The organism is Mannheimia massilioguelmaensis, from assembly GCF_000940515.1.
Taxonomy (GTDB): domain Bacteria; phylum Pseudomonadota; class Gammaproteobacteria; order Enterobacterales; family Pasteurellaceae; genus Basfia; species Basfia bettyae.
In genome coordinates this window covers 273505-290635 of sequence record NZ_CDQL01000008.1, presented here as the reverse complement: position 1 = coordinate 290635, position 17131 = coordinate 273505, and the positions used below count along the sequence as shown (strand labels likewise).

The window sequence follows — 17131 nt, the reverse complement described above, 5'->3', positions numbered from 1 at the left end:
TTTTTTGTTATTTAGCGAGTAAATAACTTAATCCGCTTTGTCTTTTTACTTGATTTTTTACTGCTATTTGCCAAATATTTTTACTAGCAAATACAGTAAACTGCTCCTTGGCTCGTGTAATAGCCGTATAAATTAATTCTTTTGTTAGTACTGGGTTAAATTCCATAGGTAAAATAAGATAGGTATGAGCAAATTCAGACCCTTGAGATTTATGTACAGTCATTACATAAGCAGGTTCATGGCTAGGTACACGGCTTGGCAATATGTGTTTGTATTTCCCCTCACCTAATTCAAACCAAACTTTACCATGAATAAATAAGCCAATATCTCCATTATATAACCCGACATTCGCATCATTTTGTACAATCATTACTGGTTTACCTTGATACCACTCACGGCTATATTTAAAGTTTACTAAGCCTTTCCGACGCAATTGTTCAGCAATCATTTCGTTTAATGATTCAATGCCTAAATCCCCCATACGTAAAGCCGCTAAGAAACGTACTTTTCTGAACTGTGCAAAAATTTTTTCTATATCAGCTTCTGTCAATTCTGTTAATTTTGCTGATCGAGTTTCAATTTCCCGTAAATACAAAGCATATTCTTCTATAGCTTTATTCATAACATTGAAAACCGATAGTTTACGTTTATGTTCTGAATCATGTTCTAAATTGATAAATTCAATTTGTTCGTACTGTTCAAACAATGTGAGACTTTCTGCTGCTTTACGTTGATTGACTGAATTCGCTAAAATCCCAATAGCAGATTTATTGGTGAAACGACGACTCTCCGTTAAATAACATAAATAATCCCTAATCTCATTGCCCTCAGTATGGTTATCGACTAATTGAGCATCTGTCACAGCATTTAAATATTGAATATGCTCTGAGCTATAACCTTGATTTATAAATTGACCTAATTCCCCCAAAATTGCTCCCGCCTCTACAGAAGCTAATTGATCTTTATCACCTAATAAAATCAGTCTGCCTTGTTTAGGTAACGCTTGCAATAAACTAGACATCAAGGAGAGATCCACCATCGATGCTTCATCCACAATTAATAAATCTACAGGTAAGGGATTTTGTGCATGGTATTTAAAATGACGTCCACCTAATAAACGATGAATAGTCATCGCCTCTGTGGGAATACTATTTCGTAATTGTTCGGGGAGCGCCATACTTCCTAAGGCATTTTCAATACTTTCTGTTAAACGAGCAGCCGCCTTTCCTGTAGGTGCAGCCAATTTAATTAATAATGTTCCTTGGTTTAAAGATTGAAGTGCCACCAGCAAACGTGCCACAGTATAAGTTTTCCCTGTGCCTGGACCACCTGAAATCAAACAGAATTGCTGACGAAGAGCGGTCGCGATAGCAATTTTTTGCCCTTGATTAGAATCAGCATTTTCTTGAATAATCGACCTAACTTCATTATTTGCCAATTTATTCGATAAAATTTTGCTATTTATGACCGCACTTTTGAGATACTCTGCAACTCGATATTCATCTTGCCAAACTCGATAGAAATATAATGCATTGAATTGAAAGACTAAAGGTGCAATAGAGGTTAATGGCTCTGAAGTGAAAGCATTGTGACGTTGTAATTTAGTTTGCCATTCAGATACAGATAAATGCTCAATCTTATCATCAATTTGATGTAAAATATCCTTAAATTCTGATTGATGTAAATTAAATAAATTCTGTTTTAGAGTCTCATCTAAAAATAAACAAGTATTTCCTTGTTGATGACTATAATTACAAAGTGCCGCTAATAATATCGCAAGATTTTTTTCTACCTCGGAGCTTGCATTTTGTTTATCTGCAATCATCTTGGCAAAGTAATAATCTCCTTGGCTAATAATCTTGTTCTGTTTTAATTGAAATAAAATATCTAACATAGAATAACCTTAAAATAGCTTATCTAAGCCTTCAATCAGTGCACGCAGAGGTTTATCAAAATACACTCCATAATCTACATTTTTGCCATTCATGCCACGAACAAAACAATACAATACACCACCAAAATCTCGATCATAATTATAGTTTGGCAAACGTTGTTTTAAATAACGATGCATTGCCACACTGTACAATAAATACTGCAAATCATAATGTTCTTGTTTTATCGCATGAGATAAATGTTCTTTTGCGTAACAATTCAAATGATTACCCAAAAAATTGGATTTATAGTCAAGCACATAATATTGGCCATTATGGCGAAATGCTAAATCGATAAATCCTTTTAACATTCCTTTAATTTGCTCAAACTCATAATATTCTGATTGAATGGAATGATATTGTGCAATTAGCTGATTAAACGCTTTTACATCTAAAGTATTTTCAATTTTTAAATAAAATTGCATTTCTTTTACACAATCCTTTAGATTGAGATTAGATAAACTAAAACTTTTAGCCTCTAATAATGGCGTGGTTAACAGTTGATTCATCCATTGCATAAGAGGTTCTTTCCAGGATTTCTCTAATTGCACCATTTCTAATAATCTATCAATTAAAACATCATCTAGTAGTTTGCTAAAATCTTGCTTTTCGAAGAAATAATGCAGCGCCGTTCCCACCGCCATACCACGTGGAAAATCAAAGGGTGAATAGCCTACAGGATAATCTGTGACGTTGTCATTTAACTCCACTCTATTTTCGATAAAATCCATAGAGAGTTCTGAATCGACATCTTTTGCACTATCTAAAATTTCTGAAAATCCTACCGCACTTTCAAGAGTTAATAATTCAGCAGGTTTATTTTTGGCATGAGATAAGTCATTCATACGTTTTAATGAGCTGAAACTATTTACTCCCCAATCTCGTTCAATATTGCCATGGAAAATTTTAGCTTGATATTGTTTGCTTGACTTCTCTGGTGAATACATTTCGCCTTGCACTTCATCTATGTTATAGCGTGCAATATTTTCTTGATTCACTTTTTCTACTAAATGATCTAATAAGTCAGTTGCACGATATTTTTGTTTAGGCGCTTCTAAACCAATTTCGCCTTCTGATAAGGCATATAACAATGCATTCCACTGAGCAGAAAACTCGTTAGCTAAACCTATCGATAAATGATATTTTGCTCTCGTTAATGCTACATAGAGTAAGCGCATTTCTTCAGCATAACTTTCTTTAATAACCGCATCATTGTGTTGTTTTTCCATATCCCATAGTACGGCTTGCTTTTCTTCATTATAATAAGTCACAATGCTGCTATTATTCCCTTTTGCTTTAGCGCCAATAAAAGGTAACCATACTATAGAATATTCAAGCCCCTTTGATTTATGGATAGTGACAATTTTTACTAAATCTTGCTCACTTTCTAAACGAAGCGCCTGTTCATCTTGACAATTTTCACCACGAATCTGACGTTCAAACCAACGTAATAATGCTGAGTCACTTTCATTTAATGCTGTAGCCTCTTGTAATAATTCAGCTAAATGAAGCAAATCGGTTACACGACGTTCACCATTAGCCATATTAATCAATTTTTGTGGAATTTGCTCAGCTAAGAATAATTGGTGCAACATTGCTAAAACACCTTGATAACGCCATGTTCGTTGATAATTCAAAAAACGATTAATCCATTGTTCCCAATCATTTTCATTTTGTTTTAAATGCTGAATTTCTGCACTTGTTAAACAAAATACCGAGGTGGCAATAGCATTTAATACGTTGCGTTCACTAAACGGATTTAAACAAGCTTCTAAAATCAATAGCAATTCTTTTGCTTCATCACAATCAAATACATTACTTCGATCAGATAAATATACCGAGGAAATATTAAATGCTTGCAGTGCATTTTTGACTAATCCAGCTTCATAACCGTTACGGACTAAAACTGCAATATCTTTAGGTCTAAGAGCTTCTAGTCCCTTATCTGTACGAAACCCCGTTTTATTTTGTAACGCGCCCATGAGCCATTGAGAAATAGTTTTTGCACAAACCTCTGCAAGTTGTTCATTAGAAGGATTATCACCTAAATAAAAACCTAACGGAGCTTCTGTATTTCCATTTACTTCAAAACGCCCTTGTGGTTTACCTGCACCTACAGGTAAGAAATCAATATTTTGATATAAGAAAGGTTGTGTATTAGTAAAATCAAAAATTTGATTAACTGAATGAAGAAGATTTTCTTCTGAACGATAATTTTTATTTAAAGTAAAACGTTGTTTAGCTTGTTCTGCGGCTTTAAGATAAGTGAAAATATCCGCACCACGAAATTGATAAATCGCCTGTTTAGGATCGCCAATCATCACAAAACCCGTATTAGCATTTTGAGGCGTAATATAAATTGTTGAGAAAATTTTATATTGCTGGCTATCCGTATCCTGAAATTCATCGATCATAGCAAAAGGATATTGCTGTCTAATAAGTTGAGCTAATTTTTCTCCATGAGTTGAAGTCAATGCTTCTTTTAATAAACGCAATAAATCGTCAAAACTCTTCTCTTGATGATTAAGTTTATAATCTTTAAGTTGGGTTTTAATCCATTGAATATAATGATAATAAAACACCTGAACATATAATGGATGATTTTGATATTTAATAACCACATTATCTGCTAATTCAAACACAGCATGTGAAACAGGTTGATCTTTAGTAAGATAACTATCCATAGCTGATTGAGTAAAATATTTAGACAGTGCTTCGGGTATAGATAGATCCGTAGGATTATTTGCCCATTCTCGAATAGTTTGAAAACGCCCAGGTAAATGATTAGATTTAAAAGAAGCACCTTTAATCAATTTTTTATCTTTTGCTTCATCAATTAATCGAATAATTTCTTCTTCATGTGCTAACCAAGTGGCTTTTAATGCATTTAATTCATGAATATCCTTTTCAATATATTGATGAATAAAATCCTCAAAATTTAAAGCTAATAACTTAGGATCGACTACATCAATACCTATTTCATCATTAGTGACAAATTTCTGAATTTTCTTTAATAGTTCTGCTGGCGTCCCTAAATGATGATAAATGTAATTAGTTGCTTCAAAAGATAAAGGATAAAAATGCTCTCTCCACAGTTCATTAGTAAGACGAATTAACAACTCTGATTCATCAGTGACTAATTCAAGGTTAAAGTGAATACCAGAATTAAACGCATATTGCATTAACATTCGACGGCAAAAACCATGAATAGTATAAATTGCAGCTAAATCCATATTTTGCTCGGCAATCTTTAAACGCTGAATTGTTGCTTTTAAATCTAACTGTTCAACAACATCTACAATAAATTCATTATCAGTTTTAATAAATATAGCTTTGTCTTGATTCTCTGAATATTGTTCAAACTGTTGTTTAGCTAAATGAATTCGATTACGAATACGTTCACGCAACTCTTGCGTTGCAGCTTCTGTAAAGGTGACAACTAAAATTTCATCCACCGATAAAGGCTTATTAAAACAATTTTCCCCTATTTGCAGTAACAAACGCAGATATAGCGAAACCATCGTAAAGGTTTTACCCGTACCCGCAGAAGCCTCAATTAAAACAATAGAGTTTAAAGGTGTTGAAATAGGATTGAGTGGAAAAAATTCTTTCGTCATATGAATAAATATTTTAGCTAAATATAATATTCATTTTAGCAAAAATCCTATTAATTTGAAAAATTCTTAAAAATCTAACCGCACTTTTACACATAAAAAACTCCTATTAACTTTTGATAAATTGGTTTAAAAGTTAATAAGAGTTTATATGTGATAGGGATTTTTGCCGTTTAAACTGATTTAAGAAAAATCCAATCTGTTTGGGCGATTAGACAACCGATCAAGAACGAAGTGTACCAAAATGCACAGAGAATAATTAACCATAAAAATATCGTTAACTTTTTTTGATTCTCGAGTTGGGATGATATGGTCTCTTTATTTGTTTCCCAAACATTGTTTTTTAGCTGTGGTGGCAATTCTTTTTCAAATACTTTAAATTCTTTTTCAATATGTAAAAGATTAGAATGTTGAGTACAAAGTACTACAGCACATAGCAATGTATAAACCATTAAAGAAATCGCACTTCCCCAATGCAAATCTATTTTTGTCAAATTAAAAACAGCCGTTGCAACAGGGATCCCCAAGACTTGCGTTACTGATTTCCCTAGTGCATCATTAATTCTAGCTGTAAATTTAGACGTATTTTCTTCAATTTTTTTGACAAATTTACCAAACGAAAAATCTGCTAAATACAGATCGTGTTGTGCTATGGCATTATCTTTAATTTTTACGATATCCAATAATAGGTCGCAGATATCGTGTTGAATACGCCCTTCTTTGTCAATAAGAAAAGCTGTCAATGCTGTTGAAAACGCACTTTTCTTTGAATGAAAATGTTCACTATCTTTGTCATTCCCAAACCAATAACACAGTTCATTAATCGCATCACGTTGTTCTTGGCTAAATGAGAACAATAACTCAATAAATTTATCTATTTTATGCGGAGCCAAGGATAATTCAGATGAGTTCTTACTAAAAAATACAACTACATTTTGATGAGAATAAAAAATATCCTTTAGCTTTAATGCTAAACGCACCGTCGTTAAAATATTATTTTCATCAATGTGATTGATTTTATTATTTTGACTTTTTGCCCATTGATGCCACAAAATTTTATCCAATTTAGGTTCAGCTGTAATCCAATTACTATTGGTAAAAAAATCGTCATAACTGGCATATCCTTCAGTAGTTGAAGGCGAGTAGGTAAAACGTCGTTCGCCCTCTTGTAACCCATCTTCAAACACAATTTCGTAATTAGCATCTAGTAGAGCCTGACACTGAGCAAGATCAGCTTGATTTTTTATTACACACACACCGACGAGTGTCGATGGCTCTCGACACTCTAGCGACGTCACTAGTGTGAAAAAATCAGTTAATATGTTCATTGCTCAGATTCTTCTGCGTTAGGATATTGTTCTTTAAAACGATGGTAATCGCTTTCATCAAGTTCTATTTTAATATATTTTTTATTACTTTCGCTAACCAATTTAACTCTTCTACCTAAATCTTTGCTACGACCACGGATAGATAGTTCGCTTGTTTTGCTAGAAAATTTAAACGTTTTTGAATTGTTTACGACATCTTTATTTGGCGAAAAGCTAGAGTCCAGCTGAATTTGTGCTGTGGTTCGATAATCACTAAATGTTGGCTTATCTTCTAATCCTTTCGCTTTCATTTCAGCTTCAATGATTGGATCTATATCATCTTCAATATGAACTGACTTACCTTGTTTATGACACTCATCTAGATAATCATAGACTTTTTTCTGAATTTCAAAACGAACATCTTCGTTCTCAAAAGTTTGTTTACTAAAGCTGTTAAATGCATCAATAAACTGAGTTGTGGCTACTTTATCGTTGATTCTTTCACTTACGGGAATAAAGTTTTGAATGTAGTCTGGTAACTTATTTTTCTTCCGTTCAATCCATTGAATATAAGGTTCAGTTATAGCCTCCGTTTGATGCTCAAAATGGTATTTCATCGCTTTTAAATCAACACGAACACCCACTTTTAGTGCATCTTTATCAATGTTCGTCGTATCAACAAACTCTCCCTTATCAATATTAATCGATTGATTTAAGCTAATTAAAGACAGAAGCAAATATTCTTTGTCTTTGCTGTCATCACGATAAAAGATCATTGGAATATGCTCACCTGTTGCCGATGAAGTATTCTGAATAATATTATATAGACTCGTGACAATATCTTGACTTAAAGCTACATAGTCTATTGCGGATTGTAATGCAAATTGATGCCCAACTAGGTCTTTTGACAACGTGTCTTTTGTAGTAAAGCCTCCGCTTACCGAACGATTACTTCCATACCGATTTAACACATCTTCTGCATATTCTACAAAGTGCTTTAGAGGAACGTTGTTAGTATGTAATTGTGAACGTTTAATTAGCTGCCCATTCTTTTTATGTTGAGTTTTTTGAATTTCATGAATAATACCAGCGTGAATAGTAAATGCGGGTATTACAGGTTGTGTTGCTTGTGTTGTTACCATTTTATTTCTCTTCCTTATTTCTATCACATCTTATGTCGTTCTACGCTACTTCACGAGTCGCAAGTGACTGCGTGAAGCCAACGCTTTTGCGGTTTTCTCAATTGTCTCTTTACCTTGGTTGTTACTTTCACGGTAATCGTCTAATAGGGTTTATTTGGCCGGGGGTAAAACACTTTCGGGCTTGCACAAATAACCAATATCTCCCCCTAATGAAGCGAATGAGAACAAGGCTTCACATCTTGATAATGCCATACCACGCTCATATTTACCCCACATTTCACGAGAGATACCGCATTTACTAGCAATTTCAGCCTGTGTAAAGCCTAATTTAATTCACTTATTTTTTAAACAAGCAGAAAAAGAGAATTTAAATTCATATTTCACCCTTGAACGTGAGAATTTTAATTCCCACAACCTGCCACATCAACAACAAAAAAACCATAACGCAACAGAAACAGGAGAACTTATGTTTAGTCGGTTATCGATTTATTTTTTGAAGAAGCCACAGGCGGCAGAGATTGTGAGAGAAATAACACAATCCCCCGCGACTACTCCTGAACATGGCTTAATCAAAACACAGACTTAAAAATTAATCACTTTATCTGCCCATAAGGTCCATTCAGATACATCATCTAAAGTCCCTAATACCACACCTTTTACTAATGGCAAATGAGTGATACCTCGTGCTTTTGTACAACTTGTGCAAAGCTTCACTTCCGTACCTAAACCTGTTAACACTTCTAAAGTTTGTTGCACATTTGGCCCATCATTTGGAGCTTGTCCTGCCAAACCTGATAATACAGAATCAGAGAAACAGAACACTTTCACTTCGACTTCTTTCGGGTGTTCTTCAATCAAATTGATTGCAAAACGTAATGCGTTAAATGCTTTTTCTGTACCATAAGGTGATTCATTTAAAATAAATAAAAGTTTTTGCATATTAAAGCCTTAGGATTATCCAATCCAAATAAATTTCAGTAAGAATAAAAGTGAAACCACCCATACTGGTGCATTCACATCTTTCCACCGTCCCGTACCAATTTTCATCACACAATAACTAATGAAACCAAATGCAATACCTTCCGTAATAGAATAAGTAAATGGCATCATCGCAGCAGTAATAAATGCGGGTGCAGCTTCAGTTAGATCTTGCCATTGGACTTTAATCAAACTTGATGCCATTAAAATACCAACATATACTAATGCTCCCGCCGTTGCATAAGCTGGAACGAGCCCTGCTAATGGTGAAAGAAAAATGGTTAATAAAAATAATACACCAACGACTACCGCAGTTAAACCTGTCCGTCCACCAACTGAAACCCCTGAGCCACTTTCCACATAAGTACTAATGGCAGATGTACCTATTGATGAACCAATAACAGCACTGACACTATCCACATATAAGGCTTGTTTCATTTTAGGAAAGCGTCCTTTTTCATCAGTAATGCCTGCTTTTTCTGTTACCCCAAGCATAGTGCCTGATGAGTCAAAAAGATTCACTAATAAAAATGAAAAAATAATCCCTAATAACGCAGTATCTAACGCACCAACAATATCTACTTTTCCTACTACAGCATCTAAGCTTGGTGGCATAGAAACTAAACCACGATATACTACATTTTCATCAAACTGTAATGCCAAAGCAGTAATCACAACAATAGAGACCAATACACCAGAGAAAATATTACGAGCGGCTAATACCACAATAATAAAGAAACCTAAAATTCCCATAAGTACTTTAGGATCATGTAAATTACCTAACGCAACGAGCGTTGCAGGATTGGCTACCACTAATCCCATATTTTTAAAACCAATTAACGCAATAAAAAAGCCAATTCCTGCACCTATACCAACACGTAATGCAAGAGGGATAGAAGAAATTAGCCAATAGCGAATTTGAAATAAGGTTAAGACAAATAAGCCAATTGAACCCAAAAAAATGGCGCCCATCCCGACTTCCCAAGAATAGCCTAATTTACCTACGACAACATAAGCGAAAAAAGCATTCAATCCCATCGCTGGAGCTAAAGCAATAGGTAAATTACTAAATATCCCCATTGCAATGGTACCAAAGGCAGCAATTAAACATGTGGTCACAAATACAACTTGTTTATCCATACCAGCATCACCAAGCACTGAAGGATTAACAAATACGATATAAACCATTGTGAAAAAAGTAGTAATTCCTGCAATGATTTCTGTTTTTGTGGTAGTTTTATGTTGATTTAATTTAAAAAAACGTTGAAGAAATGATTGATTTTCCATTAGATGTTTCCAAAAAAATTGAAAAAAGGGTTAATGAAAAACAAGAATAATAAGATTGGTGTTTTTCCTTTGGATTCTATCAAAATATTTTTCATTCTGCTATGAATATTTACAGCTTCTTAACAACACATTTGTGACAATGTGCGGTCAGTTTTTGAAAAATTATTTCCTATCAATAAGTATCAGAAGTCATTAAAATTCCAGGTCAGTGGCTTTTATATGCAGAATATGAATGCTTTTTATTTGACTAAAATTAAGCTATGATGTGCCAATTAAAGACTAGCGTTTAATTGGAAAAGGATAATGACAAAACAAATTTCGAAATTACAGCCAGATGCTGCTATTGATATAGCTTATGATATTTTTCTTGAAATGGCACCTGAGAATTTAGATCCTGCTGATATCATGTTATTTAATTTACAATTTGAAGAGCGAGGAGCTGTAGAATTTGTTGAAACTGCGGACAACTGGGATGAAGAAATTGGTGTTTTAATTGATCCTGATGAATACGCTGAAGTATGGATCGGCTTAGTGAATGAACAAGATGAAATGGATGATATTTTTGCAAAATTTCTCATTTCTCATCGAGAGCAAGATCGGGAATTTCATGTGATTTGGAAAGCATAGCAAAAGAAAGGCTTAAGTATTATTTTTTACTTAAGCCTTTTATTTATTTCAATAATTCCGTTTTCATATACGTCAATCTTTCAATATCTGTAATATAATGTCCTAATTCTTGAGTTTCAGGTTTATGAAGATAAGGAATTTTACCTAATAATGGTGCATTAATCCGATGACTTAAGTCATCAATAATCTCCGCATAATGACCCAACATTGGGTTAATTCGATTCGCAACCCAACCTAACAACGGCAAACCCATTGCCTCAATAGATTGCACTGTCAGTAAAGCATGATTAATACAACCCTCTTTAATCCCGACAACTAATACTACTGGCATATTTTGTTTTACTGCCCAATCTGCAAAAGTATAGTGTTTATTGATCGGTGTAAGCCAACCAAAAGTACCCTCTACTAAAATTGATTGATATTGTGAAGATAAGCGTGTTAGATCAGCATTAATTTTCTCAATATTAATACGTTTCGTATCTTCTGTTAACATTGGCATAGTATGCTCAAATGTGTAGCTATTAATATCTTCATAACTCACTTTTTCATGAGTAGAATTCATTAATACTAAAACATCATGATTATCTCGTTTACCATAATCATCTTGTGGCTCATCCTGAGCATCAATATACACAGGTTCATCTTGCCCACATGCAAGGGGTTTATATCCAACGGTTTGAATGCCCACATTTTGCATAGCCTGAATAATTGCACGGCTTACTGTTGTTTTCCCAACATTTGTATCCGTTCCTGTTACAAAAAAAGCACTCATAAGATCCTTCCCCTTCTATTTATGTTTTAAAATATTAAAATATTTTTTAGGAATAAACATTGAGCTATCACAAGTTTTTAGCAATTTTTTAAATATTTCTATATACTTATCAATAATTTTTTTGAAAAAAAGGATTTAACCCAAATGAATGCTTTAATTTCGCTTGAACAAGCTTTAGATAAATTAATGACTACAATTCCATCACCATCCCTTGAAAATACTGAAACACTATCTTTAGCACAAGCTCAAAATCGGATTTGTGCTCAACAGATAATTTCTCCTATCAATGTCCCTTCATTTGATAATTCAGCAATGGATGGCTATGCAGTACGTTTAGCCGATTTAGAAAAATCACTTACCCTCAGCATATCAGGCAAGTCATTTGCAGGTATTCCATTCGAAGGTGAATGGACAGCTCAAAGTGCCATTCGAATTATGACGGGCGCAATGATTCCAGCGGGTGCAGATGCAGTGATTATGCAAGAAGAAGTCATTGTTAACGAAGATGGTTCAATCACGGTTTCTCAATTACCTAAATTAGGACAAAATATTCGCCGTATAGGCGAGGATGTAAAAAAAGGAGATGTGGTTTTAAATATCGGTGCGGTGTTAAATACGGTTTCATTACCATTATTAGCCTCCCTTGGTATTCCAGAAGTCAAAGTATTCCCTCGTTTAAAAGTTGCTGTACTTTCTACGGGTGATGAATTAGTTCCCGTTGGCAAACCACTTGGCGAAGGTCAAATCTATGATACCAATCGTTTTGCAGTAAAACTTATGCTCGAGCAATTAAATTGCGAAATTTTAGACTTTGGCATTCTGCCTGACAATGAAGAACAATTTGAAAAAGCCTTTATTGAAGCACAACAACAAGCGGATCTTGTCATCACTAGTGGTGGGGTTTCAGTTGGGGAAGCTGATTTTACTAAAACCGTTTTAGAAAAAGTAGGACAAATTAACTTTTGGAAATTAGCGATTAAACCTGGAAAACCTTTTGCTTTTGGTAAATTGCCTCATGCTTGGTTTTGCGGTTTACCTGGTAACCCAGTTTCTGCATTAGTCACTTTTTATCAATTGGTGCAACCTGTTATTGCCAAATTGAGCGGAATTCAAAACTATAAACGGCCTCAACAGTTTATGGCAATCTCAGTGAACAAACTGAAAAAATCACCTGGTCGTTTAGATTTTCAACGTGGCTTCTATCATGTTAATACTCAAGGGCAAATTGAAGTACAAGCGATCGGATTACAAGGTTCACATGTTTTTGGTTCATTTGTAAAAAGTAATTGTTTTATTGTGCTTGAACGTGAACGTGGCAATGTTGAAGCAGGTGAAACAGTGACTATTGAACCTTTCAATCATTTATTAGGTTAATTATTATGACTGAACTTACTCACGCTGAAGAGCTTCGTTACAATCGACAACTGGTATTAAAATCCATTGATTTTGATGGGCAAGAACGCTTAAAAGATAGCAATATGCTAATTGTAGGTTTAGGAGGATTAGGTTGTTCCGCCAGCCAATATCTTACTGCTGCGGGTGTTGGCCATTTGACCTTATTAGATTTTGATACCGTGTCACTTTCTAATTTGCAACGCCAGGTGCTTCATACGGATGAACGTATTGATATGCCTAAGGTAGAATCAGCGAAGATCGCTTTACAATCAATTAATCCTCATGTAGAAATTAGCACTATTAATGGATTATTATCTGAAGAAAAATTATCTGAAATCATACCGCACTTTGATGTGGTTTTAGACTGTACCGATAATGTAGATACGAGAAATCAACTAGACACTTGTTGCCAGCAAGCTAAAGTTCCCTTAGTTTCAGGTGCGGCAATTCGCATGGAAGGGCAGATTTCAGTATTTACTTATGAGCCGAATACTCCAACTTATCATTCATTGAGTCAATTATTTGGAGCCAATGCCCTCAGCTGTGTAGAAGCTGGCGTACTCTCTCCTATTGTTGGTGTTGTAGGCTCACTACAAGCATTGGAAGCCATAAAAGTGCGGTTAAAAATCGGAAAAAATTTATGTGGGCGACTTCTCATGATTGATGGACTTAATATGGCGATTCGAGAAATTAAATTACCGGCTGCTTAAAAATAATGTCTGGCTATCAGGCATTATTTTTATCTTATTTTAAGTCTTTTCTTTCTGCTAAGTATTACGTAAAATACACCTCGTCAATTTTCGACATTCATTTAGTTATATCGCAAGTTTTGTGTATAGGAAAATGAGTGAATCACTGTCCCATGACATCTTCCCATTTTATACCATTCTTGCAATTTCTTCTTATTGGATATTTTTATGAAAGAGATTTTGCAACAATTCAAACAAAATTATTTAATCAAATATTGGAATCCTATCGTTGCGGTTACCGCTGCGGGATTAATTTCTGCCTATTATTTTGGTATTACTGGTACTTATTGGGCAGTTACAGGTGAATTTACACGTTGGGGAGGTCATCTTTTACAATTACTTGGAGTCAATGTTTCTGAATGGAGCTACTATAAAATCATTGGTATGCAAGGAACGGTGTTTACTCGTGTCGATGGGGTTATGATACTCGGCATGTTTGCTGGTTGTATTTCTGCTGCACTTTGGGCAAATAATATAAAATGGCGTAACCAACCTCATAAGCGACGTATTATACAAGCATTAATTGGCGGCGCATTAGCTGGCTTTGGCGCTCGTTTAGCAATGGGATGTAACCTTGCATCATTATTTACAGGAATTCCTCAATTTTCCGTTCATGCCTGGTTCTTCACTCTTGCTACCGCAGTTGGTACTTATTTGGGTGTAAAAGTGACATTATTACCAATGTTTCGTGTCAAGCTTATCCTAAAAAAAGGAGCCGCAGAGTTAAAGGAGAAAGATCCTAAACAGGCGACACGGCGTTTCTGGATTGGAATGCTAATCTTTTTTGCCTATTTACTTATTTCACTGTATGTCATGCAATCTTCTATAAAACTCGGTTTTGCAATGCTTTGTGGACTCGCTTTCGGCTTGTTAATTGAGCGAGCACAAATTTGTTTTACCTCCGCATTCCGTGATTTATGGGTCACTGGTCGTTCTTATATGGCAAAAGCCATTATCTTTGGCATTCTTGCTGGAACTATTGGGGTATTTAGTTATATTCAGCTCGGCGTACCTGCCAAAATTATGTGGGCTGGACCCAATGCAATCATTGGCGGTTTATTGTTCGGTTTTGGTATTGTATTAGCAGGAGGATGTGAAACTGGCTGGATGTATCGTTCAATGGAGGGGCAAGTTCACTTTATGTGGGTTGGCGTGGGAAATGTGGCAGGTTCTACCCTGCTTGCCTACCTTTGGGATAATCTCGCACCTGTACTCGTATTAAATTATGAAAAACTCAATTTATTAAAAACTTTTGGCTCAATAGGTGGGTTATTGATTAATTATGGACTATTAATAATTTGCCTTATTGCTGTAGTGTGGTGGGAAAAATATTTTTTAGCCAAAGCAAAGGCTAAAATTATCACTAAAACAAACTTAGCTTAAATCAGCTGTTAAATTTAAATAAATAAGGAAAACACAATGGCATTCACTATCATTCAAAAATTAGATAAAGATCCGAAAGATATCACACCAGATTATACATTGGATACCTTAGGCGAACCTTGCCCCTATCCTGCAATTGCCATGTTAGAAACGATGCCTGAATTAAAACAAGGTGAAATTCTAGAACTACTCAGCGATTGTGCTCAATCTATTAATAATATCCCTGTTGACAGTAAAAATCATGGCTATACATTATTAAGCGTTGAACAAGATGGCACAACATTGCGTTATTTAATTCAACGTTAGGTGATTCTATCTTATCAAACAGAAGCTATAATGAGATTTTAACAAAAATTCATTTTATAAAAAAAACGATCATATCTAATCATATGATCGCTTTCGAAAATGCATTTAATAGATAAAATTTAATTTTCGTTATGAATCTCTAAGTATGCGGCATTAGTTTCACGTTTTTTCTTTGCTTTATCATTACGTTGTTTATCAATATTATCAAGGTATTCATCATTAATATCCCCTGTAATATATTGTCCTGTAAAGACAGAACAATCAAAAGCTTTAATATTAGGATTTTCTTGTTGAACTGATTTCACTAAATCATCTAAATTTTGGAAAACAAGCTTATCCACATTGATGAGTTTTGCTACTTCCTCAACAGAACGACCATAAGCAATCAACTCGTGCTTGCTTGGCATATCAATACCATACACATTTGGATAACGAATTTCTGGTGCTGCAGAAGCAAAATAGATTTTTTTCGCACCTGCTGCACGTGCCATATTAACAATTTGTTCAGAGGTTGTTCCCCGAACTATAGAATCATCTACTAATAAAACATTTTTACCTTTAAATTCGGAAGCAATCGTATTTAACTTACGACGAACAGAGCTTATTCGCTGTGCTTGTCCAGGCATAATAAAAGTACGGCCGACATAACGGTTTTTCACAAATCCCTGACGATAAGGTTTATTCAATACATTAGCAATTTGTAGAGCAATGTCTGTTGATGTTTCAGGAATAGGAATAACTACATCAATATTATCCACCTCATCCTTCCATTCACGAGCAATCTTATGACCTAAACGCTCTCCCATATGTACACGAGCCGCATAAACAGAAACGCCATCTATTATTGAGTCTGGACGTGCAAAATAAACATATTCAAAAATACATGGATTTAATTTGGCATGTTCAGCACATTGTTCCGAATAAAGTTTACCATCAAAGGTTACATAAATTGCTTCACCAGGTTTTACATCTCTTACAAATTCAAATCCTGCTACATCCAAGGCTACTGTTTCAGATGCAAACATATATTCTGTTACGCCATTTTCCTCATGTTTTCCTAACACTAAAGGACGAATACCATTAGGGTCACGAAAAGCAACCATACCATGATCAATAATCATCGCAATACAAGCATAAGCACCTCGAATATCATGATTAGTTGCTCGTATTGCATTAAAAATATCTTGAGGTTCTAGTTGATACTTTTTGGTATCATCAAGGTGATTAGCTAAGATGTTTAATAGTAGTTCAGAATCAGAATTAGTATTCACATGACGACGAGCAATATGAAAAAGCTTTTCTTTTAATTCCGAAGCATTTGTCAGATTGCCATTATGGACAAGCGTTAAACCATAAGGAGAATTCACGTAAAATGGTTGCGCTTCCGAAACACTTGAGCCTCCTGCTGTAGGATAACGAACATGACCAATTCCTGCATGACCTTGCAAACGTAACATATGGACTTGTTGAAATACATCGCTGACCAAACCATTTGATTTGCGTAAACGAAAACGATTTTCATCATCTACAGTAACAATCCCCGCTGCATCTTGTCCTCTATGCTGCAATAAGATCAATGCAGCATAAATTTTTTCATTAACAGGGGTTTGACTTACTATTCCAACAATACCACACATTAG

General features: G+C 34.8%; 13 protein-coding genes. 5 read left to right on the top strand and 8 right to left on the bottom strand.

Annotated features, from left to right (window positions below):
* Positions 1-7: 7 nt before the first annotated feature.
* The 6 genes from recD to BN1226_RS09655 form a co-directional block, all read right to left on the bottom strand.
* Positions 8-1894 carry an exodeoxyribonuclease V subunit alpha gene (recD, locus tag BN1226_RS09680; RefSeq protein WP_044471023.1) on the bottom strand — a complete coding sequence of 629 codons (1887 nt, stop codon included), beginning with the start codon at positions 1892-1894 and terminating at the stop codon, positions 8-10.
* Positions 1895-1903: 9 nt separating this feature from the next.
* Entirely contained in the window at positions 1904-5548 is a 3645-nt protein-coding gene (gene recB / locus BN1226_RS09675) for an exodeoxyribonuclease V subunit beta (RefSeq protein ID WP_044471022.1), read from the bottom strand.
* A gap of 170 nt (positions 5549-5718) precedes the next feature.
* Positions 5719-6873 carry a hypothetical protein gene (locus tag BN1226_RS09670; protein WP_044471021.1) on the bottom strand — a complete coding sequence of 385 codons (1155 nt, stop codon included), beginning with the start codon at positions 6871-6873 and terminating at the stop codon, positions 5719-5721.
* Entirely contained in the window at positions 6870-7994 is a 1125-nt protein-coding gene (locus BN1226_RS09665; RefSeq protein WP_044471020.1) for a nucleoid-associated protein, read from the bottom strand. The genes BN1226_RS09670 and BN1226_RS09665 overlap by 4 nt, the downstream gene beginning before the upstream one ends.
* A gap of 582 nt (positions 7995-8576) precedes the next feature.
* Complete coding sequence (locus tag BN1226_RS09660; protein WP_044471019.1) at positions 8577-8933, bottom strand: DsrE/DsrF/TusD sulfur relay family protein; 357 nt, start codon at positions 8931-8933, stop codon at positions 8577-8579.
* Between the two features lie 15 nt (positions 8934-8948).
* Positions 8949-10259 carry an NCS2 family permease gene (locus BN1226_RS09655; RefSeq protein ID WP_044471018.1) on the bottom strand — a complete coding sequence of 437 codons (1311 nt, stop codon included), beginning with the start codon at positions 10257-10259 and terminating at the stop codon, positions 8949-8951.
* A 303-nt stretch (positions 10260-10562) separates the two neighbouring features.
* On the opposite strand from BN1226_RS09655, the gene BN1226_RS09650 reads away from it, so the two are divergent.
* Positions 10563-10886 (top strand): HI1450 family dsDNA-mimic protein, encoded by a 324-nt coding sequence (locus BN1226_RS09650; protein WP_044471017.1) that lies wholly within the window; start codon positions 10563-10565, stop codon positions 10884-10886.
* A gap of 43 nt (positions 10887-10929) precedes the next feature.
* On the opposite strand, the gene bioD is transcribed toward BN1226_RS09650, so the two are convergent.
* Positions 10930-11658 (bottom strand): dethiobiotin synthase, encoded by a 729-nt coding sequence (gene bioD, locus BN1226_RS09645; RefSeq protein ID WP_044471016.1) that lies wholly within the window; start codon positions 11656-11658, stop codon positions 10930-10932.
* A gap of 144 nt (positions 11659-11802) precedes the next feature.
* On the opposite strand from bioD, the gene moeA reads away from it, so the two are divergent.
* The 4 genes from moeA to yedF all read left to right on the top strand — a co-directional run bounded on the left by moeA (position 11803) and on the right by yedF (position 15491).
* Complete coding sequence (moeA, locus tag BN1226_RS09640; RefSeq protein WP_044471015.1) at positions 11803-13032, top strand: molybdopterin molybdotransferase MoeA; 1230 nt, start codon at positions 11803-11805, stop codon at positions 13030-13032.
* A 5-nt stretch (positions 13033-13037) separates the two neighbouring features.
* Positions 13038-13763 (top strand): molybdopterin-synthase adenylyltransferase MoeB, encoded by a 726-nt coding sequence (gene moeB / locus BN1226_RS09635; RefSeq protein WP_044471014.1) that lies wholly within the window; start codon positions 13038-13040, stop codon positions 13761-13763.
* Between the two features lie 207 nt (positions 13764-13970).
* Entirely contained in the window at positions 13971-15185 is a 1215-nt protein-coding gene (gene yedE, locus BN1226_RS09630) for a selenium metabolism membrane protein YedE/FdhT (RefSeq protein WP_044471013.1), read from the top strand.
* A gap of 36 nt (positions 15186-15221) precedes the next feature.
* Positions 15222-15491: a sulfurtransferase-like selenium metabolism protein YedF gene (yedF, locus tag BN1226_RS09625; RefSeq protein WP_044471012.1), complete on the top strand. Its 270-nt coding sequence runs from the start codon at positions 15222-15224 to the stop codon at positions 15489-15491.
* A gap of 119 nt (positions 15492-15610) precedes the next feature.
* On the opposite strand, the gene purF is transcribed toward yedF, so the two are convergent.
* On the bottom strand, positions 15611-17128 hold the full coding sequence (gene purF, locus BN1226_RS09620) for an amidophosphoribosyltransferase (protein ID WP_044471011.1): 1518 nt from the start codon (positions 17126-17128) through the stop codon (positions 15611-15613).
* Between the last annotated feature and the right edge of the window lie 3 nt (positions 17129-17131).